The organism is Kaistia nematophila (assembly GCF_026343855.1).
Classification (GTDB): domain Bacteria; phylum Pseudomonadota; class Alphaproteobacteria; order Rhizobiales; family Kaistiaceae; genus Kaistia; species Kaistia nematophila.
Genome location: NZ_JAPKNK010000011.1, coordinates 1 through 22,961, shown reverse-complemented (window position 1 = coordinate 22,961; position 22,961 = coordinate 1). Strand labels below are relative to the sequence as shown.

Here is a 22,961-nt window from a genome sequence, read left to right as displayed (position 1 = left end):
AACCATGCTCGACGACGCGAACGACCGATATCGCGCACCCGCCCTCGACAAGGGGCTCGACATTCTTGAACTGCTCGCGGCCACCGACGAGAGCATGACGCAGGCCGAAATCGCCAAGGCGTTGAACCGTTCGCCGAACGAGATTTACCGCATGCTCGACCGTCTCGTGCGGCGCAGCTACGTCGCGCGCGTGCATGGCGACCGCTATGAACTGACGCTGCGGCTGTTCGCGCTCGCCCATCAGCATGCCCCCGTGCGCCGGCTCGTCAGCCAGGCGCTGCCGGTGATGCGGCAGTTCTCGCGCGATTCGGAGCAGGCCTGCCACCTCGCCATCTACGACCGCGGCCGGGTCGTCGTCGTCGCCCAGATGGATGCGCCAAGCTATTGGAGTTATTCGATTCGCGTCGGCGCGCGGGTCAGTCTCTACAACACCGGCTCCGGCCATGTTCTGCTCGCCTTCGCGACGCCCGAGGAGCGGACGATGATGGAGGCCGAGCGCGAGGAGCAGGCCGAGGACAAGGGGCGGCCGGACAATCTCGACGAGCGGCTGGCGCAGATCCGCCGGCGCGGCTTCGAATCGACGCCGAGCGCCCAGTCGCAGTCGGTCTACAACCTGTCGGTGCCCGTGCTCGGCGCCAACGACACCGCACTGGCGGCGCTGACCTGTCCGTTCCTGCCCCGGATCGATCGGCCGAACGCGCCGAACATGCAGGAGGCCATGGATATCCTGCTCGCCGCCAGCCGCGACCTGTCGCATGTGCTGGGGCGCGGCGCCGTCGAGGCAGGATCGCCGTAGCGGGACCGGCAGGCGAGCTTGCCACGCGCCGGCTTGGCGTGAATGATAAGCCCACATATGAATGGACCGGAATCCGAGAAATCCGGCCGGAGGAGATGCGCATGCGGATGATCGATACCCACCTGCACCTGGTCTACCAGGAGCGGTTTTCCTACCCCTGGCTTGGCGGCGCACCGAAGCTCAACCGCAATTTCACCATCGAGGACTACCTGCCGCAGGCGAAGGCCGCCGGCATCACCGACATGATCCACATGGAGGTCGACGTCGCCGAGGCGGATATCGAGCCGGAGACTGCATTCGTGACCGGCCTCGGCCAGGGCGTGATCGGCGCGATCGCCGCCTGCCGCCCAGAGAGCGCTGAGTTCGCCGCCCAGCTGGAGCGCCTTGCCGCCAACCCTAAGGTCAAGGGCTTGCGCCGCATCCTGCACCAGTCGCCGGACGAACTGGGTCAGCGCCCGATCTTCGCCGACAACATCAAGCGGCTCGCCGCGCACCAGCTGACCTTCGATTTCTGTGTGCTGCCGCACCAGATCCCGATCGCGATCGCCATCGCCAAAGCGGCGCCGGACGTGCAGTTCGTCGTCGATCATTGCGGCGTGCCCAACGTCAAGGACAAGGCGTTCGAGCCCTGGCGCACGAACATGTCGGCGATCGCGGATCTGCCGAACGTCGCCGCCAAGATCTCCGGCGTCATCGCCTATGGCGACCCGGTCAACTGGACCGTGGACGACCTGCGTCCCTTCGTCGAGCACACGATCGGCGCCTTCGGCTGGGACCGCGTGGTCTGGGGCTCGGACTGGCCGGTCTGCACGCTGACGGGCGATCTCGGCCGCTGGGTCGCCGCAACGCATGAGATCATCAAGGGCGCCAGCGACGACGAGAAAGCCGGCCTGCTGCACCGCAACGCCGAGCGGATCTATCGGCTGGATTGACTTCGAGCCCTCCGCCGTCATCCCGGGTGAAGCGAAGCGTAGATCTGGGATCCATGCAGCCGCCGTCTGCCGGGGCTGCAACGGATCCCCGCTTGCGCAGGGATGACGATCGGAGAAGCTTGGCAGCCGAGCTTAAAACAACGGACAGGGGAGAAGATCACATGCAGCGCATGGGAAATGTCATCGGCCTGCAGGACGGGGCGATCGAGGAATACAAGCGCCTGCACGCCGCCGTCTGGCCGGGCGTGCTCGCCAAGATCGCCGACTGCAACATCAGGAACTATTCGATCTACCTGAAGGAGCCGGAAAACCTGCTCTTCGCCTATTTCGAATATCACGGCACCGACTTCGCCGCCGACAGCGCCAAGATGGCCGAGGATCCGACGACGCAGGAATGGTGGTCGGTCTGCATGCCGCTGCAGAAGCCGCTCGAGACCCGCAAGGAAGGCGAGTGGTGGGCCGGCATGGAAGAAGTCTTCCATATCGATTGAGGAACACCCTCACCCCGACCCTCTCCCGCCAGCGGGAGGGGGGCAGAACGGCGCGCCGCCGCGCCCATCGAGGATCCATCCATGACGTCGTTCGACCCCGCATCGCTCGTTCAGGCCTGGCCGCTGCCGACGGCGCCCCGGCCCATCGTGATCATCGGTGCCGGTGGCATCGTCAATGACGCCCATCTGCCGGCCTATGCGCTGGCGGGCTTTCCCGTCGCCGGCATCTTCGACCGCGACGTCGGCCGCGCCAAGGCGCTGGCCGAGCAGTGGGGCGTGCCGTTCTTCCGCACGCTCGACGAGGCGGTGGCGGCGCGCGACGCGATCTTCGATCTCGCCACGCCGCCGGCGGCGCATCTCGAGATCATGCGCCGCCTGCCCAAGGGCGCGACGGTCCTGATCCAGAAGCCGATGGGACGCGACCTCGACGAGGCAACGGCGATCCTCAATCTCTGCCGCGAGCGCCAGTTCAAGGCCGCCGTCAATTTCCAGCTCCGCTTCTCGCCGATGATGCTGGCGGTGCGCGACGCGCTGCAGCGCGGCCTGCTCGGCCGGCTGGTCGATGTCGAGATGCATCTGAACCTCGTCACGCCCTGGCACCTGTTCCCGTTCCTGAAGGGGATGTCGCGCGTTGAGATCGCCGTGCACTCGATCCACTACCTCGACCTGATCCGCGGCATGCTCGGCAATCCGACCGGCATCCATGCGCGCACGCTCGGCCATCCCGGCAACGAACTGGCGCAGACGCGCACCTCGGCCATGCTCGATTTCGGTCCCGATGTCCGCTGCACGCTGTCGATCAACCACGACCATGATTTCGGCCGCAAGTTCCAGGACGCGACCTTCCGCTTCGAGGGCGACCAGGGCGCGGCGTCGGTCAAGCTCGGCCTGCTCCTGAACTATCCGGCGGGGGAGCCGGACGAACTCTGGATCACGGCCGCGCGCGGAGCCGACGCCGACTGGCGGCAGGTGCCGCTCGCCGGCGGCTGGTTCCCGAATGCCTTCGCCGGCGTGATGTCGAACCTGCAGCGCTTCTCGGCCGGCGAGGACGACAGCCTCGTCACCTCGGTCGAGGATGCCTGGCACACCATGGCGCTGGTCGAGGCGGCGTTCCGCTCGGCTGCCGAGCCGGCGACGCCGGTGCCGCAGCAGCCCGGATAGGGCGGCGCGCGATCAAATCAATCAATCCATCTGCGGGCGGAAACTTTATTTGCAGATGAGCGATCGATTGATATATGAAGTGACTGAGGGACGGAGACGACTATGACATCAGAGGAATTCGCGCCGACCGTCGGCGTGAGTTCGACGCATCCCAAGGACATGCCGAAGGATCACGCCGACCTTCCGGTCTGGAATGCGGAGAACTGGCTCTATGAGGATTGGCCGGTAGGCCAGAAGATCCGCTCGCTGCGCCGCACGATCGGCGAGGGCGAGTCGCATCTCTTCAACACGCTGGTCACGGACATCCATCCCTACGTCCAGGACCAGATGTTCGCCGAGACTGAGGGCGTGTTCGGCCGCCGGCTGGTCGCCGGCGCCTTCGTCTTCTCGGCCGGCCTCGGCCTCGTCGCGACGAACTGCGTCAACGCCTTTTCCTATGGCTACGACAAGCTCCGCTTCATCAAGCCGGTGTTCATCGGCGACACGATCTACACGATCCGCACCAATCTGGATAAGCGCCCGAAATACCAGGAAATGGGCCTGATCCGCGCTTCCTATGAAGTGTTCAAGGGCGAGGGCGAGCTGGTGCTCTATTGCGAGCATCTGCAGACCGTTCGCTACCGTGACGCAACCGCCTTCGCCGATCAGGTCGAGAAGAAATAGGCCAAGAATGTCCAAGTCCGATTTGCCGCTCGACGGCCTGCTCGTCGTCGATCTCAGCCAGTTCCTGTCCGGTCCCTATTGCGCGCTGCGGCTGCTCGATCTCGGCGCCCGCGTCATCAAGATCGAGCGCCCGGACGGCGGCGATCTCTGCCGTCGCCTGTATCTGACCGACACCGAGATCGGCGGCGACTCCACGCTCTTCCATGCGATCAACCGCAACAAGGAGAGCTATGCCGTCGACATGAAGAACCCGGTCGAGCTGGAGAGCCTGAAGAAGCTGCTCGCGAAGGCCGACGTCGTCATGCAGAATTTCCGCCCCGGCGTGATCAACCGCCTCGGCCTCGGCTACGAGACGATCAAGGAGATCAATCCCGACGTCGTCTATGGCTCGATCACCGGCTATGGCGACGAGGGGCCGTGGGTGACCCGCCCCGGCCAGGACCTGCTGGCGCAGGCGCGTTCCGGCGTCACCTGGCTGAACGGCGACGAAGGGCAGGGGCCCGTACCGTTCGGTCTCGCCATCGCCGACATGCTGGCGGGCGCCGCGCTGTGCCAGGGCATCCTGGCGGCGCTGGTCCGGCGCGGCATTTCCGGCCAGGGCTCGCATGTCGAGACCAGCCTGATCGAGGCGCTGGTCGACTTCCAGTTCGAGGTGCTGACGACGCACCTGAATGACGGCGGCCGCAAGCCGACCCGCGCCAGCTTCCGCAGCGCCCATGCCTATCTTTCGGCGCCCTACGGCATCTATCCGACCCAGAACGGCTTCCTCGCCGTCGCCATGACGCCGATCCCCAAGCTCGCCGACCTGCTCGAGATGCCGGAACTCGATCTCTATCGCGACACGCCGAAGAGCTGGTTCTCGGAACGCGATGCGATCAAGCGGCTGATCGCCAACCGCCTCGCCACCGAAACGACCGAGCACTGGCTGTCGATCCTGGAGCCGGCCGACATCTGGTGCGCCAAGGTATTGGAGTGGCCGGAACTGCTGCAGAGCGAGGGCTTCACCTCGCTCGACATGCTGCAGACGGTCGAGCGCGCCGACAATGTCCGTGTCGTCACCACGCGCTCGCCGATCCGCGTCGACGGCAAGCGCCCGCCGCTGTCGCGCGCCGCGCCGCGCATCGGCGAGCACACCGAGGAGATCCGGGCCGAATTCGGCCTGTGACGGAAGATTGGCGGCCTTCCGAGCCTGAGGGATCGAAGGCCGCCGCAGGAATTTGAGGAAGACGGGCCGGTTCGCCGGCCGCCATTTCAATGCCAGCCGCGATCCCGCGCCACGCCGCCGGTCCGGTTCGAGGGGGAAGAGATATGACCAAGCCGATCACGCTCAAGGGCATGACCTGGAGCCATCCGCGCGGCTACGACCCGGTCGTCGCCTGCGCCGAGCTGTATCTGAAGGAAACGGGCGTCCAGGTCGAATGGGACAAGCGCTCGCTGCAGGATTTCGAGAGCTTCCCGGTCGAGGAGCTGGCGCGTGCCTATGACCTGATCGTCATCGATCATCCGCATGTCGGCCAGATCACCAAGGAAGGCTGCCTGGCGCCGCTCGACGTCGCCGGCCGCGAGGCCGAGCGCGAGGCGCTCGCCGCCGGTTCCGTCGGCGCGTCCTATCGCAGCTACACCTGGCAGGGCCATCAGTGGGCGTTCCCGATCGATGCCGCGACGCCGGTGCTCGCCTATCGCCCCGACCTGATCGACACGCCGCCGACGACCTGGGACGAGGTCCTGGCGCTCGGCGCCGGCAAGGTGCTGGTGCCGTTCCGCGCGCCGCACTCGCTGATGAGCTTCTATTCGCTCGCCGCCAATCTCGGCCATCCCTGCGACGTCAGCGGCGAGGGCGACCTGATCGACCCGGCAACCGGCGTCCGCGTCTACGAGCTGTTGCAGAGCCTTGCCGCCAACGGCATGGCCGATTTCGACAGCGATCCGATCCAGGTGTTCGAGAAGCTGGCGGCGGAAGGCTCTGAAATCGCCGTGGCGCCGCTGCTCTATGGCTATGTCAGCTACGCGACCGACGGCTTCCGTCCCAACCGGCTCGCCTTCGCCGACATGCCGGTGCTGGGTACGAACGGCCCGGTCGGCTCGGCGCTCGGCGGCACCGGCATCGCCGTCTCCGCCTATTCGCAGAACCGTGACGCCGCGATCGATCTCGCCTACTGGCTCGCCAGCGCCGACGTGCAGCGCGGTCCCTATGCGTCGAATGGCGGCCAGCCCGGCCATGCCACGGCCTGGGAGGCCCCGGAGGTCAACGCCCCGACGCACGGCTTCTACGAGAACACCCGGCCGACGCTGGAGGGCGCCTGGCTGCGTCCGCGCCACAATGGCTACATGGCGTTCCAGGACGCGGCGTCGAAGCGCATCAATGTCGCGCTCCAGGCCGGCGAGCCCGGCGCCGCGCTGATCGCCGAGCTCAACCTGCTGTTCCGCCAGAGCTTCGCCAACGCCTGATATCGAATGGCGGGGCCGGCCCTGGCCGGGCCCGCCATCGACGGTCCAGGGATATCGGGAGGTGGCAACGCCTCTCGATGGCCGTCTCGCCGACCCTCGCGGCCGATTGCTAAGTCATCCGATTCCGAAACGCCGTAAAACGCTTTAAGATCGAAACTTGTGCCGAGTCTGCGGGCGGCGAGGGGAGCGAGTTTCGATGGCGGATTCCAGCAGGCGCAATCCCAGCAAGCCGCGCATCAGCATGAAGGAAATCGCCCGCCGGGCCGGCGTCGCGCCAATGACCGTTTCGCGGGCGCTGGCCGATCCCGACAAGGTGTCGCCCGATACGCGCGCCCGCGTGCTGGCGGTGATCGAGCGCGAGGGCTTCATCCGCAACCAGATCGCCTCGGCCATGTCGTCGACGCCGAGCCGCCGCCGCATGCTGGGCACCATGGTGCCGCCGCTGATCAATTCCGGCATCGCCGAGCAGGTCCAGGGCATGTCGGACGCCTGCCACGAGGCGGGCTACCAGCTTTTGCTGATCCAGGGCGCCTTCGATCCCGAGGCCGAGGAGAAGGCGATCCGCGCGCTGCTCGGCTGGCAGCCGGCCGGACTGATCCTGCAGGCCTTCGTCACCTCGGATTCCGCCCGCCACCTGCTCGCCGCCGGCGAGGTGGCCGTGGTCGAGATCAGCGAGATTCGCGGCCACGAGCCGATCGACATGGCGGTCGGCGTCTCGAATTTCGACACCGCCTATGCCATGACCCGCCATCTGATCGGCAAGGGCTATCGCCGCATCGGCTTCGCCTCGACGCCGGTGCACGGCAATGACCGCCTGCAGCAGCGCCGCATCGGCTATCGCCAGGCGCTGGTCGATCACGGCCATGTCTATCCCGGCGGCCTGGAGATCGAGGTGCCGATCACCGCGCAGGGCGGCGCCGCGGCGCTCGTCGCCTTGTCGGCCCGCGATCCGGAACTGGATGTGCTGTTCTGTTCGTCGGACACGCTCGCCATCGGCGCCGTGCAGGAGTGCCACCGGCGCGGCTGGAAGATACCCGGGCGGATGGCGATCGCCGGCTATGGCGACATGGACCTTGCGGCCGAGCTCTATCCGCGCCTCACCACGCTCCGGATCCCGCGCTACCAGATGGGGCGGCGCGCCGTCGAGCAGATGCTGCGCCGGTTGAAGGGGGAGCCGGAGCTGCCGCGCATCGTTCCGATGGAATTCGAGATCGTCGAGCGCGAGAGCGCCTGAGCGCTCAGGCGAGCGCCGCGCGGCCCCGTCCTTCCACCTCGAGCCGCCGTTCGAGGCGGCGCGCGATCAGCGACATCGGCCAGCAGAGCGCGAAGTAGATCAGCGCCACCGAACCGAACACCAGCATCGGCTCGAAGGTGACGGTGTTGATCATCGTCGCCGTGCGGGCGAGCTCGGTCAGGCCGATCAGCGACGCGACCGAGGTGGTCTTCACGATCTGCACCATGAAGCCGACCGTCGGCGGCAGCATCAGCTTCAGCGCCTGCGGCAGGATGACGAGGCGCAGGGTCGCCAGATGGCGCAGGCTGAGCGCCTTCGCCGCCTCCCACTGGCCGCGCGGGATCGCCTCGATTGAGCCGCGGAAGATATCGCCGAAAAAGGCGGCCGCGTTGAGCGAGAAGGTAATCGCCGCCGCCGTCCAGGGATCGGGGCTGAGGCCGATGAAGGCGGTGCCGTAATAGGCCATGAACAATTGGATCAGGATCGGCGTGCTCTGGAAGAAGCGGATATAGCCCGCCGCCAGCATCCGCACCGGCCGCCTCGCGCTGATGCGAAGCGCCGCGACGACGAGGCCGAGCGCGCCGCCGCCGGCAAAGGCGATCAGCGACAGCAGGATGGTCCAGCGGGCCGAGAACAGCAGGAAGCTGAATTCGCCGAAGCCGAATTCGCGCAGGTTCATCGCCCGGCCCTCCCTAGATCTTCCAGCGGAAGAAGATGCGCGAGAAACCCTGGAAAAGCAGGCCGAACGCCTGCACCAGGACGAAGTAGATGATGGCGACGGCGATATAGACCTCGAAGGAGCGGAAGGTCTGCATCACCATGTTGTTCGCGATCGCCGTCAGTTCCTCGGCAGCGATCGCCGAGATGATGCTGGTGCCGAGCAGTTGCAGGATGAACTGGCCGCACAGCGCGGGATAGACGGCGCGCAGCGCCTGCAGCAGCACGACGCGGCGGATGATCTGGATCGGCCTGAGGCCGAGCGACTTCGCCGCCTCGATCTGCCCGGCCGGGATCGACTGGATGCCGGCGCGCAGGATCTCGGTCGCATAGGCGCCGAGATGGATCGACAGCGCCAGGATGGCCGCCTGGCTGCTGGAGAGCTTCAATCCCAGGAAGGGCAGGGTGAAGAAGACGAAATAGAGCTGGATCAGCAGCGGCGTGTTGCGGATCAGCTCGACATAGGTGGCGACCACGGCGGAGAGCCAGCGCGGCCCGAAGCTGCGCGCCACCGCGCCGAGCAGCCCGATGGCGAGGCCGAGAACCATCGAGGTCGCGGCGAACCAGACGGTCAGCCAGGCGCCGTGGATCAACTCCTCCGAGCGGATCAGGATCGGGCCGAACTGGAAGACGTAGCTCTGCATGAGGGCCGTCCGATCGCATGCCGGTAGATCCGGACGGGAGCCGCGAACGGTCCCGCCCGGAAGGGAGCTAGAATACCGGCAGCGGCGGCAACGGGGTGTTGCGGTACTTCTGCGACAGCTGTTCCAGCGTGCCGTCCTGCTTCAGCGTGAAGATGAAGGTGTTGAGCCAGCGCAGAAGGTCGGGATTGTCGCGCCGGACGCCGACGCCGAAATAGAACGTCTTCAGGATGTACTTCATCTCGAAGTCGTCGCCCTTGGCGCTCTTCTTCAGGTAGATGTCGCCATAGTCGCCGCCGCCCATGGCGTCGATCTGGCCCGAGACCATGGCCTGCAGCAGCGAAGCATAATCGTCGAAGCGCAGGATCTCGATGCCGGGATTGGCCTTGGCCGCCTCGGTCAGCAATCCGTCCTCGCCGGTGCCGCGCGTCAGCCCGACCTTCTTGCCGACGAGGTCGGCCGCGCTCTTGATCGGGGTCGATTTCGGCGCGATCACCACCGCCGATTGTCCGGCATAGGGGATCGAGAAGGCGACCTGCAGGGCGCGCGGCGCGGTGATCGAGAAGATCGACACCACCATATCGGCGCGGTTGGTCAAGAGCGCCGGGATGCGGCCGGGCGAGGTGACGGTGACGAACTCGACCGGCACGCCGAGCCCTTCGCCGATCTTCTTGGCGAATTCGATGTCGAAGCCGGCCGGCTGAAACTGCTCGTCGATCATGCCATAGGGCGGCGTCGTCGTGTCGATGGCGATTACCACCTTGCCGCGCGAGATGATGTCGTCGATCGTCTCGGCGGCGGCCTCGCGCGGCGCCGTGGCGAGAAGCAGCGTGGACAGGACCATCGCGGCGCAGCCGGCGATGACCGTCTTCAAGCGAGCCTTGAGCATCGATTCCCTCCCTGATGCGCGGACGAGGTCCGCGGATGCGCGTCGCCGCGCCGACATTTCCTCTCGGTAGCTTCTGGATGGCCCGTCTTCCGGTCGATCAGACCGCGCGCGCCTTGGCCGTCAGTGTGAACATACTATTATAATCATATCAAGGTGCAGATCAGGCCTACGCGCCCGTTTCCTTGCGCTGGCCGAGCCGCTTCTCCCAGCCCTCGGCGTGGATGTTGAGGAACGCCTTGGGATCGTAGGGATGGGCCTTCGCCACCTCGTCGTTGAGCTCGATGCCGAGGCCCGGTGCGTCCGGCAGCGACAGATGCCCGGTTTCCGGGGTGATCGTCGGGTGCCAGGTGACGAGATCGCGCGTCCACGGCTCGTTGAAAGCGTCGAAATGCTCCTGGATCAGGAAATTCTCCACGCAAGCGGCAAGCTGCAGGCAGACGGCGGTGGCGACCGGGCCACCGCTCTGGTGCGGGGCGATGTAGCTGCCATGTGCCTGCGCAAGATGGGCGACGGCCATCGAATTGCCGATGCCGCCGAGCGACATCGGCTCGGGCTGGAAGATGTTGACGCCGCCACCTTCGGCGAGCGTGAAGAACTGGCCGACCGTGTCGTACATCTCGCCGGTGGCGACGCGGATCGGGCTCGCATGTCCGACCGCATGCACGGTCTCCTGCCGGTCGCGGGTCGTCGGCTCCTCCCACCAATAGAGGTCGAGATGCGCCAGCCGGTTGGCGGCGCGGATCGCCTCGGCCTCGGTGAAGCGGGCATGTACGTCGATCAGGAGCAGCGTGTGCGCCGGCAGGCCCTCGCGCATCGCGGCGAGGATGTCATGGGCCAGATCCAGCTCGGGCTCGGAGATGAAGCCCTGCGCCGTGCCGAACGGATCGAGTTTCATCGCCTTGAAGCCCTTGGCGATCACGGCCTTCGCCGCTTCGAGGAAGGCCTCCGGCGTGCGCTCGGCGCGATACCAGCCATTGGCGTAGCCGAGCACGCTGTCGCGCACTCGCCCGCCAAGCAGCTGGTGCACCGGCACGCCGAGCGATTTGCCCAGAATGTCCCAGCAGGCGACCTCGATCGCGGCGATCGCCGTGCGGTGGATGTGGCCGCCATCGAGCGAGACGCTGTCGAGCATCTTGCGGGCGAGCGCCGTCACGCGGCGCGGATCCGCGCCGATGACGAAATGCTCGAGCTCACGGATCGCCGCCTCGGTGGTGCGGATGAAGCCGTTCAGCGTGCCCTCGCCGAGACCGGTGATGCCGGCGTCGGTGTGGACGCGGACGAACAGCCAGTTCTTCCAGCCGGCGCCGACGGCGAAGGTCTCGATCTCCGTGATCTTCATGCTCTCTCCCCCGCGGCTGCGGCGACCAGATCGTCGATCATCAGCCCGTAGCGCTTCTGCAGCGTCGGCACGGAGCCGCATTCGATATAGCGGTCGGGCAGGCCGATACGTGTCAGTCGCCTGGTCATGCCGGCGTCGAACAGGGTTTCCGCCACCAGCGAGGCGAGGCCGCCCCAGACGACGTGGTTCTCGGCCGTCACCAGATGCTCGACGCTTCCCGCAAACTGGATCACCGCCTCGCTATCGAAGGGTTTCAGCGTCGGCACATGCAGCACGCCGGCGGAAATCCCGCGTCTCTCCAGCGCCGCCGCCGCGTCGAGCGCCCGCTCGGTCATGAAGCCGGTGGAGACGAAGCCGACATCCGTGCCCTTGCGCGCCAGCCGCGCCTTGCCGATCGTGAATTCGAAGCCATCCGGCTCGAACACGACCGGCACCTTGCCGCGCAAGAGCCGCATGTAGACGGGGCCGGGATGGGCGGCGGCGGCGCGGGTGGCGGCGGCGATCTCGGTCGCGTCGCAGGGGTCGATGACGACCAGATCGGGGATCAGCCGCATCAGCCCGGTATCCTCGATCGCCTGATGCGTGCCGCCATAGCCGGTGGTGAGCCCCGGCAGGCCGGCGACGATCTTCACCGGCAGGTTCGAATGGGCGCAGGCAATGGCGATGAAATCGAACGCCCGGCGCGAGGCGAAGACGCCATAGGTGGTCGCGAACGGCACGAGGCCGGTGCGCGCCAGCCCGGCCGCGACGGCGACGAGGTTCTGCTCGGCCATGCCGACATTGAAGAAGCGGTCCGGATGGGCGTCGCGGAACGGCAGGATGTCGGTGTATTTGCCGAGATCGGCCGTCAGGCCGACAATGTCGTCGCGAGACTTGGCGATCTCGACGAGCGCATGGCCGAAGGGCGCATCGACCGTGGCGCGGCCGCCCGTTGCCTCATCGCGTCCCATGGCCTGCGTAAAGGCGCGCTCAGCCATGATCCGTCTCCGTCCGTTCCAGCTCTGCGATCAGTGCATCCCACTCGTCCGGTTCTACGCGGACGAAATGCGCCTTCTCGCGCGCGACGAGGGTGGGTACGCCCTGGCCCGGCCGGGTGCGCAGCACGATCGCGTGCGGCTTGCCGCCTGTGGCGCGCGCCTCTTTCAACGCCGAGACCACCGCCGCCATGTCGTTGCCGTCGATTTCCTGCGTGGCAAAACCGAAGGCGCGCCACTTGTCGGCGACGGGCTCCATGTCGAGCACCACCGGGCCGTCCGCCTGGATGCCGTTGCAGTCGATCAGCGCGACGAGGTTGTCGAGGGAGAAATGGCCGGCCGCCATCGCCGCTTCCCAGGTCGAGCCCTCCTGCATCTCGCCGTCGGAAAGCTCGCAGAAGATCCGCGCCGGCGATTTTGCCAGTCGGAGCCCCAGCGCCATGCCGATTGCCTGGCCGAGGCCATGGCCGAGCGAGCCGCCGATCATCTCGACGCCTGGCGTGGTGTCGAGCGTCGACATCTCCAGCCGGCTGTCGTCGGCGCCATAGGTGACGAGTTCGTCGAGCGGGATGACGCCGGTCTCGGCCAGCGCCGCCCAGAGCGCGATGGAATAGTGCCCGGTCGAGAGCAGGAAGCGGTCGCGGTCGGCCGCCTTGAGGTCCGCCGGGTCCCAGCGCATCTCGTGGAAATAGAGCGCGGCGAGCACGTCGCTGATGCCGAGCCCCTGGCCGACATAGCCCTGGCCGGGCCCGCGCGCCATGGTGAGCACATGCCGGCGCATCGATTTCGCCCGCGCTCTCAACGCGGCGATGTCGGCCGTTGCGGGTGGGTGGTTGGCGAGTGCCATGGCTAGTCCCTGTCGAGGCCGCCGGAGGCGTTGAGGCGCTCGGCGGTGATGTAGGAGGGGGCGTCGAGGGCGAGCCAGATCACGGCGGCGGCGACCTCGGCGATCTCGGCGCGGCGGCCGATCGGGACGCGCCTGGTGCGCTCGTCGAGAAAGGCCTGCACGTCGGGACGGCCCTCGATTCGGGCGAGATCGGCCTCGGTCGAGCGCTGCATCTCGGTGTCCATCATGCCGGGGGCGACGCTGTTGACGCGCACGCCGAAGGGCGCGAGCGCGATCGCCGCCGCGCGGGTGATGGAATCGACGCCGGCCTTCGAGGCGGCATAGGCGGCGTAGTTCGGCAGCGCCATGCGCGAGGCCGGCGAGGTCAGGTTGACGATCCGGCCTTCGCCCTGGCGTTTCATCAGCTCGCCGGCGGCGATCGTCATCATCGCCACGGCCGTGACGTTGACGGCGAGCGTCTTCTGCCAGGTAGCGGCCTTCATCTCTAGGAAGGGCTCGATGCGGCCGAAGCCGGCATTGTTGATCAGGATGTCGAGCCCGCCCCATTCGCGCTCGATCTGGCCGATGATCGCGGCCGGTGCGTCCGGCGCGGTCAGGTCGGCGGCGATGACGAGCGGCGCGGCCGGCGCGTCGCCGACGAGCGCACGCGTCTGTTCGAGCCCCTTGGCGTCGATGTCGATCAGCGCGACGGCGACGCCGCGGCGCGCCAGTTCGACGGCGAGTTCACGGCCGAGCCCGGCCGCGGCGCCGGTGACGGCGGCACGTTTTCCCTCAAGGGCCAATTGGATCTCCTCCCCAATTTGCAATTTATGGTAACGCTACCATTTGAAGTGTCAATCAGGATCGGGCGGGATTTCGAGTGGCGGATGGCCGCTTGTCTGCGTGTGTCGGGGGCGATGACTTGTCGACCACGGCGATTCAAGCGCTGACCCGACTGACACGCTGAGGCGTCATCCCTGCGAAAGCAGGGATCCAGCTTCCTTTCGACGACAGATATCGCTGAAGGCCCGGCCTGGATCCCTGCTTTAGCAGGGATGACGGCGGCGGCTAGGGTCTCGCGGGCTGGCCTCTGTAGGCGGAAATCGAGAGGCAAGCCCGCGAAGCGGGACCTGGCGGCGAAACCTACTCCGCCGCCACCCTTGTCTTTGCGGCGTAGGCCTGCCAGTCGCGGAACTGGGCTTCGGCGGCGACGCGGAAATAATAGAGGTCGCTGCCGGCGGCGACGAACAGGAAGCCGTCGTCGAAAGCCTGCTGCCAGGTCTTGCCGCGGCGCGGCACGGTGGCCAGCGGCTTGCCGGTCGGCTCGACCGCGGCGATACACTCGGCAATCAGCGCCTCGACTTCCGGCGCGCCGGTCTGGCCCGGCATGCCGATGCTGCCGGAGAGGTCGGTCGGGCCGATGAACACCACGTCGACGCCGTCGACATCGGCGATGGCGCGGGCGTTCTTCACCCCCAGCTCGGTCTCGATCTGCACGACGATGAGCAGTTCGTCATGCACGCGCTCCATGTAGTCCTTGGCGATGCCGTAGCCGGCGGCGCGGGTGATGTCCCAGGCGTTGCCGCGCTTGCCGAGCGGCGGGAAGCGGCAGGCGTCGACGATCCTCTTCGCCTCTTCTGCCGTCTCGACCATCGGCACGAGCAGCGCCTCGGCGCCGGCATCGGCGATGCGGCGCAGCGTGATCGGATCGGATGACGGTACGCGGATCATCGCGGTCGAATTCGTGCAGGCGGCCGCTCGCATGACGTCGACGGCCGTCAGCACGTCGCCGGTGCCGTGCTCGAGATCGAGGATGAAGAAGTCGAAGCCGGTCAGCGCCGTGATCTCGGCGAAGGTCGGGTCGGGGCTCTGCAGCCACATGCCGAAGGATTTTTGGCCGGCTTTCAGATTGGCCTTCAGACGGTTCTTGCGGATCATGTTGGTCTCGGTTCTGCGGGATCTGCGGATGGAGCGAAGCGGGCGAGCTTGGCCTGGAAGCCGGGGCGCTCGAGAACGGCGGGATTGACGATGGTCGCGGGAACACGCCCCTCCGCCACGCCGATCATGCCGTCGGAGATCAGCGTCATGGTGAGCCGGGCTGCGTCGCGGGTAGAAGGCAGCCAGTGCGGCGTCAGGATGACGTTTGGAAGCGCGGTGAGCGGATCGTCCTTGGGCAGCGGCTCGTGCTCGAACACGTCGAGTCCCGCGCCGGCGATCCAGCCATCGCGCAGCGCCGTGACGAGCGCGGCCTGGTCGACGATCTCGCCGCGCGCGACATTGACGAAATAGGCGGTCGGCTTCATGCGGCGGAAATGCGCCGCCGTGACCAGCCCGCGCGTATGGGCGTCGAGGCGGTTGTGCAGCGAGACGAAATCGGCTGCTGCGAACAGTTCGTCGAGGCTGTCGACGAGGGTGACGCCGAGATGCGCCGCCTCGATCTCGGAGGCGTGCGGCGAAAAGGCGAGGATGGTCATGCCCCAGGGCGCGGCGAGGCGGGCGAGCTCGCGGCCGGAGGCGCCGAGGCCGACGATGCCGAGTACCTTGCCCGGCAGGTCGAGGCCCATGGTGACGGGCTGGAGGTCCCAGCGTCCGTCGCGAACCATGCGCTCCTGCTCCGGCAACCGCTTCGCCAGCGCCAGCATCAGCAGGAAGGCGGAAGAGGCGGTGGCGTGGGTCAGCGTGTCCGGCGCGTTGTAGACGGCGACGTCATTCTGCGTGCAGGCGTCGAGGTCGATCTTGTCGATGCCGGCGCCGGCGCGGCCGATCACCGTCAGCCGCTCGGCGCCCTCGGCAAAGGCCGACGCCTTCACCCAGGGCCGGAAGATGACGATGCCGTCGGCGCTGGCGACATGCCGGGGCGTGATCTCAAGCGAGTAGAGCCGGTCCTGATAGGTCGGGTCGCCCGGGCTCGGCGACTGATCGCGCAGGAAATCGACCGTGATCGCGGGATGGCCGACATAGCGGTCGAGCGCGATGTCGGGGATGGCGAGCTGGCCATCCGGGCCGAGATAATCGCCCGTATAGGCGATGGTGAAACGAGGGGTGTCTACCATCGCTTCAGGCTTTCCTCGGTGGTGGTCTCGATCCGCGCGCCCGGGCGGGTGAACAGATCCTCGCGCAGCTTCGTGCCGAGGCCCGGCCGGTCGGGCAGGTGCAGATGGCCGTCGCGCACCTCGATCCGGTCGGTGACGACGTCGTCGTACCAGCCGTCGATATAGCCGCGCACCGTCTCCATGATCAGCCCGTTCGGGATGTGGTGCATCAGATGCGTCGCCGCCCAGAGCGCCACCGGGCCGATGGTGTCGTGGCAGGTGACAGGCAGCATGTAGGTGTCGGCCATGGCGGCGATCTTGCGGCCCTCCGTCAGGCCGCCGCCCCAGGAGAGGTCGGGCATGATGATGTCGGCGGCGCCGCGCTCGATCCAGGGCCGGTAGCCGAAGCGCGTGAACACGCGCTCGCTCTGGCAGATCGGGATGGTGGTGGCCTGCTTCAGCCGGACATAGCTCTCGACATTGTCGGGCGGCATGATCTCTTCCAGCCACAGGATGTCATAAGGTTCTAGGGCGCGGGCGATCTTCGTCGAGGCGGGCAGGTCCCAGCGCGCATGGCCCTCGATCGCGATCGCCATCCTGTCGCCGACGGCGGCGCGGATGTCGGCGACGATCTTTATTCCCGCCGCGAGGTCGTCGTTGGAGATGTTGTGGCCGAGCGGGCCGGCGGCGGTCTCGGCGCCCCAGATCACCATCGGCTTCCGCGTGTCGACCGGGCCGGAGAGGGTGGGGCCGAACTGGTCGAACGGCCAGATCTTCATCGCCGTGATGCCCTGGTCGACGAGGCTCTGCGCCAGTTCGCCGGCGCGTCCCTTCAGCCAGGCGTTCAGGTCGTCGTATTTCCCGTAGCCGACGCAGGTGTTGTAGACCTTGATGCGGTCGCGGCTGCGACCGCCGAGCATGGTGTAGATCGGCTCGCCCGCGTTCTGGCCGGCGAGGTCCCAGAGCGCCACGTCGATGGCCGAGATCGCCCGCATCTCTGCGCCGTTCGCGCCGCAGAAATTCACCAGCGCGGCCATGTTCGACCAGTGGTTCTCGATGTCGCGCGCGTCGCGGCCGATCAGCAGCGGCGCGAAGATGTCGTGGACGATCGCGGCGACGGCGCGGGGCAGGTAGTAGGTCTCGCCGAGGCCGATCAGGCCCTTGTCGGTGTGGATGCGGACCCAGAGATTGTTGGGCAGCGCCTGCCGCGCCTTCGGATTAAGCTTGGCCCATTCGGCCTGCGGCAGCGCCTCGAACCAGACCGTCTCGATCTTCGTGATCTTCATCGCATGCCCCCTGAAGGCCGTGGTTGTCGTTATCCCTTGACCGCTCCGGCGGTGAGGCCGCGCAGCAGGTGGCGCTGGATCGCCATGTAGAAGAGCACCGGCAGCACCGAGAATGTGACGCCCGCCGCCATCAGCACGAAGAGCGGCGTGTCGAGCTGGGTCATCAGCGTCGCGAGGCCGAGCGAGGCGGTGTAGAGCTCGTTGCGGGTGATCAGCGTCGAGGCGAACAGATATTCGTTCCAGCTGGCGAAGAAGGCGATGACGCTGACGGCGACGAGGCCGGGCCGGGTCAGCGGCAGCACCACCAGCCACAGCACCTTCCAGCGGTCGCAGCCATCGATCAGCGCCGCCTCGACGATCTCCTTCGGCACGGCGTCGAACGACGCCTTCAGCACCCAGGCGCAGAGCGGCACGACGAAGGCGGTGTGGAGGAGCGCGAGCGCCCAGAGATTGTCGGTCCAGCCGAGATTCCGGTAGAGCGCCAACACCGGCGCGACGATCACGGCCGCCGGCATCATCTGGGTGAAGAGCAGCAGCAACCCGAAGGCCGAGCGGCCCGGCCAGTAGAGCCGCGACAGCGCATAGGCGCCTGGAATCACCAGGATCAGCGTGCCGATCACCGTCAACGAGGCGACCAGCGTCGAGAGCATCAGCCAGCGGGCGATCGGCTTGTCGGTGAAGAGCTGCCAGTAGGAGGAGATGTCGATGCTGCCGGGCAGGAGCGGCGGCGGGAAGGAGAGCGATTCCGCCGAGGGCCGAATCGACGAGACGATCATCCAGTAGACCGGGAAGAAGATGATCGCGGAGACGAGGAGGATCGCCGCGCCGCGCAGCAGATCTTCGAGCGAGGGGAGGCGGGAGGCTCTCATGCGTCTCCCTCCAGCCGGCGCTGCAGGACGACGAAGCAGGTCGTCGCGATCGCCGAGATCAGGAAGCCGACCACGGCGATCGCGCCGGCATAGCTGAAATTATAGAAGCGGAAGGCCTGCATGTAGATCGCCGGCGCCAGCGTCGTCGTGGCGTCGACCGGGCCGCCGCCGGTGATCAGCCAGATCAGCGTGAATTGCTGCGTCGAATAGATGAAGGCGAGCACGGCGAGCAGCGCGACGGTGCCGCGAATGCCGGGAAGGGTGATGTAGCGGAACTGGGCGAAGCGGCCGGCGCGGTCGATCTTCGCCGCCTCATAAAGCTCGGCCGGTACGTTCTGCAGCGCCGAGAGCAGCACCAGCGAATAGAACGGAAAGCCCTTCCAGACCGTCGCGCCGATCACCACCAGCATGGCGAGCGTCGGGTCGAGCAGCCATTGCGGGTTCTCGGTGACGCCAGGAACGAGCCGCAGGAAGGCGTTGAACACGCCGAAGCTCGGATCGAGCATCAGCACGAAGGTGATGGCGACGGGCACCTCGGGAATGGCCCAGGGCACGGTCAGGAGGCTTCGCACCACGCCGCGGCCGCGAAAGCTCCAGTTCATCAGCAGGGACAGGGCGAGCCCGATCGCAAGGATGATGACGACGACGGAAAAGGTGAAGACCAGCGTATGCTGGATCATCCGCCAGAAGTCGGGATCGACGAGCATATAGCGGTAATTGTCGAGCCCGAGGCCGGCCGGCGTATCGAGGCTGAACAGGGCGCCGCGGATGATCGGATAGATCACCAGCGCCCCTTCGAGCGCCAGCATCGGCAGGATCAGGAGATAGGGGAAGGCGCGGCTGCCGACCACGCCGGCGCGTCGCGCGGGCTTGGTCCGGCTTGGGCGATCCGTCGTCTGGGTGAGCACCGAAGCCATTGCCGATACGCGATCCTTGTATGCGATGCGCGCCCGATACCGGGGCGAAGTGCGGTCCGCTCGCCGTCATCCCGGGCCGGGCCCGGGATCCATCCCGCCAGGAACGGGAGGGACGGCATGGATCCCCGCTTGCGCGGAGATGACGGGGGAGGCGGAACAGTTCTTTACCTCTCCCTTAGGGAGGGGTCGGAACGAAGCTCCGGGTGAGGGGGTAAGGAACCATCCGGAGAGGCCGTAGAACCCTCACCCGCCGGTCTTCGGCCATCGACCTCTCCCTCAGGGAGAGGTGAAGAGGCCTCGGCCTTCATCCGGATGGCGGCTAAAGCCTTGTCGCCAGCGCTTCGAGCTGGCGCTGGGCGCCGTCCATCGCCGTCTTCACCGAACCGCCGGGGCGCAGCGCGCTCTGGAAGTTCTGCATGATGATGCGGCCGAACTGATCGTCGGCGAAGGCGAAATCGCCCATCACGTCGATCGGAGAGACCTGCTTGGCCTCGTTGAAGCCGGTCACCCACGGCTTGTCGGCGAGGAAGGCGCGGAACTTCTCCGATTTCGCGGCGAGGTCGTAGGGCGGCATGACGTAGAGGTTGGTGATCATCAGATCGGCCATGACGTCGGGCGTCATGACGAACTGGATGAACTCCTTGGCGCCTTCCGAATTCTTGCCCTTGAGCGCGATCAGCGGATGGATGCGGTCGAGCGAGCGGCGGCTTGCCCAGGGCGGTGCGGCCGAAAGCAGGTCCGGGTAGATGTCCGGGTTTGTGGCGCGCAGCACGACGACGGTCGGGTTGACGCCGAACGCCTGGGCGACACGGCCGTCGGCGGCGAGCTTCATGATCGCGCTCTGCGCCGTTCCCTGCGGCACGCCGGCCTCGTAGAGGCTCTTCCAGAGTTCGAGGCCCTTGACCACCTCGGGCGAGTTGGCGAGCGGCGTTTTGCCCTCCGCCCATTTGCCGTCGAACGGCAGGCAGAAATTCTGCAGCTGGAACCACCACTCGCCGGAATCGGCGATGACGTTGGTGAGCGCGATGCCGAACTGGTCGGGCCGCTTGGTCAGCTTGGCCGTCGTCTCGATCCACTCTTCCGGCGTCGTTGCCGGCTTTGCGCCAGCTTTCTCGAACAGCGCCTTGTTGTAGACGAGGGCGAAGTTCACATCGATGGCCGAGAGGCCGTAGAGCTTGCCGTCCTTGCGCAGGAATTCGTGGCCGCCGGAGGGCGTGATGCCGAGCGCCTTGACGACGTCGTCGAGCGGCTCGGCGAGCTGGAACTTGCGGATCACCTGGGCGGAGAGGTCGGGCATCGCCATCAGGATGTCCGCGTCGATGCCGCCGGCCTGGGCCTGGATGACGACGTTCGACACATACTGGCTGGCGGGCCAGCCGGTCCATTCGACCTGGTACTTGTCCTGCGACTGGTTGAACTTCTCGATGACGGCGTTCCAGCCGTCCTTCTCGCCCGGCTGGAACTGCTCCCAGCTCATCAGCTTGAGCTTGGTGCGGTCCGCCGCGCGCGCCGGCCGGCTGATGAGGGGCGTGGTGGCGATCGCGCCGCCCATCGCGGCCGCGCCCGCCAGCAGCTGGCGTCGCGTCGGGCGGATGCCCGACAGCGTGGAAGACGGCCTGTACAGCTTCGTCATGCTCGTTCTCCTCCCTCGGCATGCGGCGGGACGCGCGCACGCAGCAAGGCGGCTTTATCCGCCATTGTTAATTGTTAACAATGAGACGATAGCATGAGGGGGCGGGCTGTCAAGGCGAGGCGCCATGCCTGTGTCAGTCGGCCGGGGTCGGCTCTGTCGCCAAGAGATGTTCTTTCAGGCGGCCATAGGCGGCGTCGAGATGCTCTTCGATGCATGCAAGAGCCGCGGCCGCGTCGCGGCTGCGCACGACCTGAAGCAGGCCGGCATGGGCGTGGTACCACGAGGTCAGATAATCTTCCGGCAGGCCGTCCCGAAGCAGCAGGAAGACGAAGATCTGCGAGCGCAGCGCCTCCCAGGCGCGATAGAGGCGGGCGTGATGGGCCGCGCGGAACAGTGCGTCATGAAAGTCGATATCGAGCTCCGCGACCCGGCGGCGCGTCATCGTAGAGCGCGGAATTGATTGAAATAACAGAAGAATTGCTTCGAGCGGCGCGAGGTCGCTTTCCGTCGCATGGGTGCAGGCTTCCGTGACCGCGAGTTTCTCCAGCGCTTTGCGCAGGCTGTAGATCTCGTTGGCGTCATGCAGCGAGATCTGCGCCACGGTGGCGCCGCGATGCGTCTCATGCACCACCAGCCCTTCCTGCTGCAGGCGGAAGATTGCCTGGCGGATCGGACCGCGGCTGACATTCAGGCTCTCCGCCAGTTCGTCCTCGATCAGGCGCTCGCCGCGCTTGAAGCGGCCACTGAGGATCGCCTCGCGGAGTGCGTCGGCGACGTCGTCGGTCAGCACGCGCCGTTCGCGGCGCTGCAGGGGTGGGGTCATTGGGCTCTTGCTCATCGATACAGTCTACTGTTAACAATCTGAATAGCGCCAGCACGAAAGTGGCGAGGAACGGCAGGAAACACTATGCGCATTCTGAAGGCCAATTGGTATCCGCCCGAGAATCCGGAGCTTCTCGAGCTCTTCGGTTCGAAGGCGGAATTCGACATCGATCCCATTCCTGCCGACCCGGCCTATCGCCTGGCGCGGGCGCGCAGCGCCGCTGCCGACGCCGTGATCAACTGCTCGGCCACCCATCTGCTGCCGGCCGATCTCGACGACTTCGAGAAGGTCAAGATCGTCGTGCGCGAGGGCGTCGGTTACGACAATCTCGACCTCGAGGGCTGGGGCGCGCGCGGCGTGCCCGTCTGCAACGTGCCGGACTACGGCACGACGGAGGTGGCGGATCACGCCATCGCGCTGATGCTGGCGCTGACGCGCGGCACCGATACCTATGACCGTCTGCTCAACAGCGATCCCGTCAATGGCTGGAGCTTTTCGCGGGCGCCGCTGGTTCGCCGCCTGCGTGGCGCCACCTTCGGCATTGTCGGCCTTGGCCGGATCGGCCTTGCCGCCGCCCGTCGCGCCGCCGCCTTCGACATGCGCGTCGTCTTCTACGATCCGCATCTTTCCAACGGCGTCGAACTGTCGACCGGCTATGAGCGGGTGCACAGCCTCAAGGAGCTAATGTCCATCAGCGACGTGCTCAGCCTGCACGCGCCGCGCAGCGCCGAGACGACTGGCATGATCAACGCCGACGCTCTCGCTGCGGCCAAGCCAGGCCTTGTCCTGGTCAACACGGCGCGCGGGCCGATCGTCGACATCGACGCGCTTTACGACGCGATGAAGGATGGGCGCGTCGCCGGCGCCGGACTCGACGTGCTGCCGCAGGAGCCGGCCGATCGCAGCCAGAAGCTGATCGCCGCCTGGGCCGCCAACGAGCCCTGGATCCAGGGTCGCCTGGTGCTTTCTCCGCACGCCGCCTTCTACAGCCCGGCGGCGATGAAGGACATGCAGCGCAAGGCGGTCGAGTGCATCCTCACCTATCTGAACGAGGGTCGCCTCACCAACTGCGTCAATCGCGAGTTCCTGGTGACGCCGGCCAAGGTGCGCAAGGCTTCCTGAGCGCCTCCGTCGTCATCCCGGACGCAGCGGAGCGGAGATCCGGGATCCATCCAGCCGGGACATCGGGAGGTGCGCGCGGCGGCATGGATCCTTGCCTTCGCAAGGATGACGGAGAGCGTGGGCTTGCCAGAAGCCCGATAGGGCAAAGTCCGGCCGGAACAGGACAAA

23 protein-coding genes are annotated in these 22,961 nt (G+C 66.8%); 9 read left to right on the top strand and 14 right to left on the bottom strand.

Annotated features, from left to right (window positions below):
* The first annotated feature begins 4 nt into the window (after nucleotides 1-4).
* From OSH07_RS20645 to OSH07_RS20610, 8 genes are all read left to right on the top strand, one after another.
* Nucleotides 5-796: an IclR family transcriptional regulator gene (locus OSH07_RS20645; protein WP_266340586.1), complete on the top strand. Its 792-nt coding sequence runs from the start codon at nucleotides 5-7 to the stop codon at nucleotides 794-796.
* A 101-nt stretch (nucleotides 797-897) separates the two neighbouring features.
* Nucleotides 898-1,728: an amidohydrolase family protein gene (locus tag OSH07_RS20640; RefSeq protein WP_266340585.1), complete on the top strand. Its 831-nt coding sequence runs from the start codon at nucleotides 898-900 to the stop codon at nucleotides 1,726-1,728.
* A gap of 161 nt (nucleotides 1,729-1,889) precedes the next feature.
* Complete coding sequence (locus OSH07_RS20635) at nucleotides 1,890-2,219, top strand: L-rhamnose mutarotase (RefSeq protein ID WP_266340584.1); 330 nt, start codon at nucleotides 1,890-1,892, stop codon at nucleotides 2,217-2,219.
* Between the two features lie 81 nt (nucleotides 2,220-2,300).
* Nucleotides 2,301-3,380 (top strand): Gfo/Idh/MocA family protein, encoded by a 1,080-nt coding sequence (locus tag OSH07_RS20630; RefSeq protein WP_266340583.1) that lies wholly within the window; start codon nucleotides 2,301-2,303, stop codon nucleotides 3,378-3,380.
* A 102-nt stretch (nucleotides 3,381-3,482) separates the two neighbouring features.
* Entirely contained in the window at nucleotides 3,483-4,043 is a 561-nt protein-coding gene (locus OSH07_RS20625) for a MaoC family dehydratase (RefSeq protein ID WP_266340582.1), read from the top strand.
* 7 nt (nucleotides 4,044-4,050) lie between these two features.
* Nucleotides 4,051-5,208, top strand: coding sequence for a CaiB/BaiF CoA transferase family protein (locus OSH07_RS20620; RefSeq protein WP_266340581.1), 1,158 nt, complete (start codon nucleotides 4,051-4,053; stop codon nucleotides 5,206-5,208).
* A 143-nt stretch (nucleotides 5,209-5,351) separates the two neighbouring features.
* Complete coding sequence (locus OSH07_RS20615) at nucleotides 5,352-6,491, top strand: extracellular solute-binding protein (protein WP_266340580.1); 1,140 nt, start codon at nucleotides 5,352-5,354, stop codon at nucleotides 6,489-6,491.
* Between the two features lie 196 nt (nucleotides 6,492-6,687).
* Nucleotides 6,688-7,725, top strand: a complete 1,038-nt coding sequence (locus OSH07_RS20610; RefSeq protein ID WP_266340579.1) for a substrate-binding domain-containing protein — start codon at nucleotides 6,688-6,690, stop codon at nucleotides 7,723-7,725.
* A gap of 4 nt (nucleotides 7,726-7,729) precedes the next feature.
* Here OSH07_RS20610 and OSH07_RS20605 read toward each other — a convergent pair whose 3' ends face one another.
* The 14 genes from OSH07_RS20605 to OSH07_RS20540 form a co-directional block, all read right to left on the bottom strand.
* Nucleotides 7,730-8,404, bottom strand: coding sequence for an amino acid ABC transporter permease (locus OSH07_RS20605; protein ID WP_266340578.1), 675 nt, complete (start codon nucleotides 8,402-8,404; stop codon nucleotides 7,730-7,732).
* Between the two features lie 13 nt (nucleotides 8,405-8,417).
* A complete protein-coding gene (locus OSH07_RS20600) occupies nucleotides 8,418-9,086 on the bottom strand; it encodes an amino acid ABC transporter permease (RefSeq protein ID WP_266340577.1) in 669 nt (222 codons plus the stop codon).
* Between the two features lie 67 nt (nucleotides 9,087-9,153).
* Complete coding sequence (locus tag OSH07_RS20595; protein ID WP_266340576.1) at nucleotides 9,154-9,972, bottom strand: transporter substrate-binding domain-containing protein; 819 nt, start codon at nucleotides 9,970-9,972, stop codon at nucleotides 9,154-9,156.
* A 166-nt stretch (nucleotides 9,973-10,138) separates the two neighbouring features.
* Nucleotides 10,139-11,311, bottom strand: a complete 1,173-nt coding sequence (locus tag OSH07_RS20590; protein WP_266340575.1) for a mandelate racemase/muconate lactonizing enzyme family protein — start codon at nucleotides 11,309-11,311, stop codon at nucleotides 10,139-10,141.
* The gene (locus OSH07_RS20585; protein ID WP_266340574.1) at nucleotides 11,308-12,288 is read right to left on the bottom strand and encodes a transketolase family protein; all 981 of its coding nucleotides are present in this window, start codon (nucleotides 12,286-12,288) and stop codon (nucleotides 11,308-11,310) included. The genes OSH07_RS20590 and OSH07_RS20585 overlap by 4 nt, the downstream gene beginning before the upstream one ends.
* Nucleotides 12,281-13,132: a transketolase gene (locus tag OSH07_RS20580; protein ID WP_266340573.1), complete on the bottom strand. Its 852-nt coding sequence runs from the start codon at nucleotides 13,130-13,132 to the stop codon at nucleotides 12,281-12,283. Before OSH07_RS20580 ends, OSH07_RS20585 begins: the two co-directional genes overlap by 8 nt.
* A gap of 2 nt (nucleotides 13,133-13,134) precedes the next feature.
* Nucleotides 13,135-13,914, bottom strand: coding sequence for an SDR family NAD(P)-dependent oxidoreductase (locus OSH07_RS20575; protein ID WP_266340572.1), 780 nt, complete (start codon nucleotides 13,912-13,914; stop codon nucleotides 13,135-13,137).
* 340 nt (nucleotides 13,915-14,254) lie between these two features.
* Nucleotides 14,255-15,049 carry an HpcH/HpaI aldolase family protein gene (locus tag OSH07_RS20570; RefSeq protein ID WP_266340571.1) on the bottom strand — a complete coding sequence of 265 codons (795 nt, stop codon included), beginning with the start codon at nucleotides 15,047-15,049 and terminating at the stop codon, nucleotides 14,255-14,257.
* Nucleotides 15,046-16,164 carry an NAD(P)-dependent oxidoreductase gene (locus OSH07_RS20565; RefSeq protein WP_266340570.1) on the bottom strand — a complete coding sequence of 373 codons (1,119 nt, stop codon included), beginning with the start codon at nucleotides 16,162-16,164 and terminating at the stop codon, nucleotides 15,046-15,048. Before OSH07_RS20565 ends, OSH07_RS20570 begins: the two co-directional genes overlap by 4 nt.
* Entirely contained in the window at nucleotides 16,158-17,429 is a 1,272-nt protein-coding gene (locus OSH07_RS20560; protein ID WP_266340569.1) for a mandelate racemase/muconate lactonizing enzyme family protein, read from the bottom strand. The genes OSH07_RS20565 and OSH07_RS20560 overlap by 7 nt, the downstream gene beginning before the upstream one ends.
* A 29-nt stretch (nucleotides 17,430-17,458) precedes the next feature.
* The gene (locus tag OSH07_RS20555) at nucleotides 17,459-18,298 is read right to left on the bottom strand and encodes a carbohydrate ABC transporter permease (protein ID WP_266340568.1); all 840 of its coding nucleotides are present in this window, start codon (nucleotides 18,296-18,298) and stop codon (nucleotides 17,459-17,461) included.
* Entirely contained in the window at nucleotides 18,295-19,215 is a 921-nt protein-coding gene (locus tag OSH07_RS20550; protein WP_266340567.1) for a carbohydrate ABC transporter permease, read from the bottom strand. The genes OSH07_RS20555 and OSH07_RS20550 overlap by 4 nt, the downstream gene beginning before the upstream one ends.
* Before the next feature lie 319 nt (nucleotides 19,216-19,534).
* The gene (locus tag OSH07_RS20545) at nucleotides 19,535-20,848 is read right to left on the bottom strand and encodes an ABC transporter substrate-binding protein (protein WP_266340566.1); all 1,314 of its coding nucleotides are present in this window, start codon (nucleotides 20,846-20,848) and stop codon (nucleotides 19,535-19,537) included.
* A gap of 133 nt (nucleotides 20,849-20,981) precedes the next feature.
* Entirely contained in the window at nucleotides 20,982-21,671 is a 690-nt protein-coding gene (locus OSH07_RS20540) for a GntR family transcriptional regulator (protein WP_266340565.1), read from the bottom strand.
* Between the two features lie 84 nt (nucleotides 21,672-21,755).
* Between OSH07_RS20540 and OSH07_RS20535 the strand changes: the two genes are divergently transcribed.
* On the top strand, nucleotides 21,756-22,793 hold the full coding sequence (locus OSH07_RS20535) for a C-terminal binding protein (RefSeq protein WP_266340564.1): 1,038 nt from the start codon (nucleotides 21,756-21,758) through the stop codon (nucleotides 22,791-22,793).
* Nucleotides 22,794-22,961: the final 168 nt, after the last annotated feature.

Bases quoted from the DNA above. Each gene is read 5' to 3' on its own strand.
- OSH07_RS20645 (WP_266340586.1), top strand. From the start codon at position 5: ATGCTCGACGACGCGAACGACCGATATCGCGCACCCGCCCTCGACAAG.
- OSH07_RS20640 (WP_266340585.1), top strand. From the start codon at position 898: ATGCGGATGATCGATACCCACCTGCACCTGGTCTACCAGGAGCGGTTT.
- OSH07_RS20635 (WP_266340584.1), top strand. From the start codon at position 1,890: ATGCAGCGCATGGGAAATGTCATCGGCCTGCAGGACGGGGCGATCGAG.
- OSH07_RS20630 (WP_266340583.1), top strand. From the start codon at position 2,301: ATGACGTCGTTCGACCCCGCATCGCTCGTTCAGGCCTGGCCGCTGCCG.
- OSH07_RS20625 (WP_266340582.1), top strand. From the start codon at position 3,483: ATGACATCAGAGGAATTCGCGCCGACCGTCGGCGTGAGTTCGACGCAT.
- OSH07_RS20620 (WP_266340581.1), top strand. From the start codon at position 4,051: ATGTCCAAGTCCGATTTGCCGCTCGACGGCCTGCTCGTCGTCGATCTC.
- OSH07_RS20615 (WP_266340580.1), top strand. From the start codon at position 5,352: ATGACCAAGCCGATCACGCTCAAGGGCATGACCTGGAGCCATCCGCGC.
- OSH07_RS20610 (WP_266340579.1), top strand. From the start codon at position 6,688: ATGGCGGATTCCAGCAGGCGCAATCCCAGCAAGCCGCGCATCAGCATG.
- OSH07_RS20605 (WP_266340578.1), bottom strand. From the start codon at position 8,404: ATGAACCTGCGCGAATTCGGCTTCGGCGAATTCAGCTTCCTGCTGTTC.
- OSH07_RS20600 (WP_266340577.1), bottom strand. From the start codon at position 9,086: ATGCAGAGCTACGTCTTCCAGTTCGGCCCGATCCTGATCCGCTCGGAG.
- OSH07_RS20595 (WP_266340576.1), bottom strand. From the start codon at position 9,972: ATGCTCAAGGCTCGCTTGAAGACGGTCATCGCCGGCTGCGCCGCGATG.
- OSH07_RS20590 (WP_266340575.1), bottom strand. From the start codon at position 11,311: ATGAAGATCACGGAGATCGAGACCTTCGCCGTCGGCGCCGGCTGGAAG.
- OSH07_RS20585 (WP_266340574.1), bottom strand. From the start codon at position 12,288: ATGGCTGAGCGCGCCTTTACGCAGGCCATGGGACGCGATGAGGCAACG.
- OSH07_RS20580 (WP_266340573.1), bottom strand. From the start codon at position 13,132: ATGGCACTCGCCAACCACCCACCCGCAACGGCCGACATCGCCGCGTTG.
- OSH07_RS20570 (WP_266340571.1), bottom strand. From the start codon at position 15,049: ATGATCCGCAAGAACCGTCTGAAGGCCAATCTGAAAGCCGGCCAAAAA.
- OSH07_RS20565 (WP_266340570.1), bottom strand. From the start codon at position 16,164: ATGGTAGACACCCCTCGTTTCACCATCGCCTATACGGGCGATTATCTC.
- OSH07_RS20560 (WP_266340569.1), bottom strand. From the start codon at position 17,429: ATGAAGATCACGAAGATCGAGACGGTCTGGTTCGAGGCGCTGCCGCAG.
- OSH07_RS20555 (WP_266340568.1), bottom strand. From the start codon at position 18,298: ATGAGAGCCTCCCGCCTCCCCTCGCTCGAAGATCTGCTGCGCGGCGCG.
- OSH07_RS20550 (WP_266340567.1), bottom strand. From the start codon at position 19,215: ATGGCTTCGGTGCTCACCCAGACGACGGATCGCCCAAGCCGGACCAAG.
- OSH07_RS20545 (WP_266340566.1), bottom strand. From the start codon at position 20,848: ATGACGAAGCTGTACAGGCCGTCTTCCACGCTGTCGGGCATCCGCCCG.
- OSH07_RS20540 (WP_266340565.1), bottom strand. From the start codon at position 21,671: ATGACCCCACCCCTGCAGCGCCGCGAACGGCGCGTGCTGACCGACGAC.
- OSH07_RS20535 (WP_266340564.1), top strand. From the start codon at position 21,756: ATGCGCATTCTGAAGGCCAATTGGTATCCGCCCGAGAATCCGGAGCTT.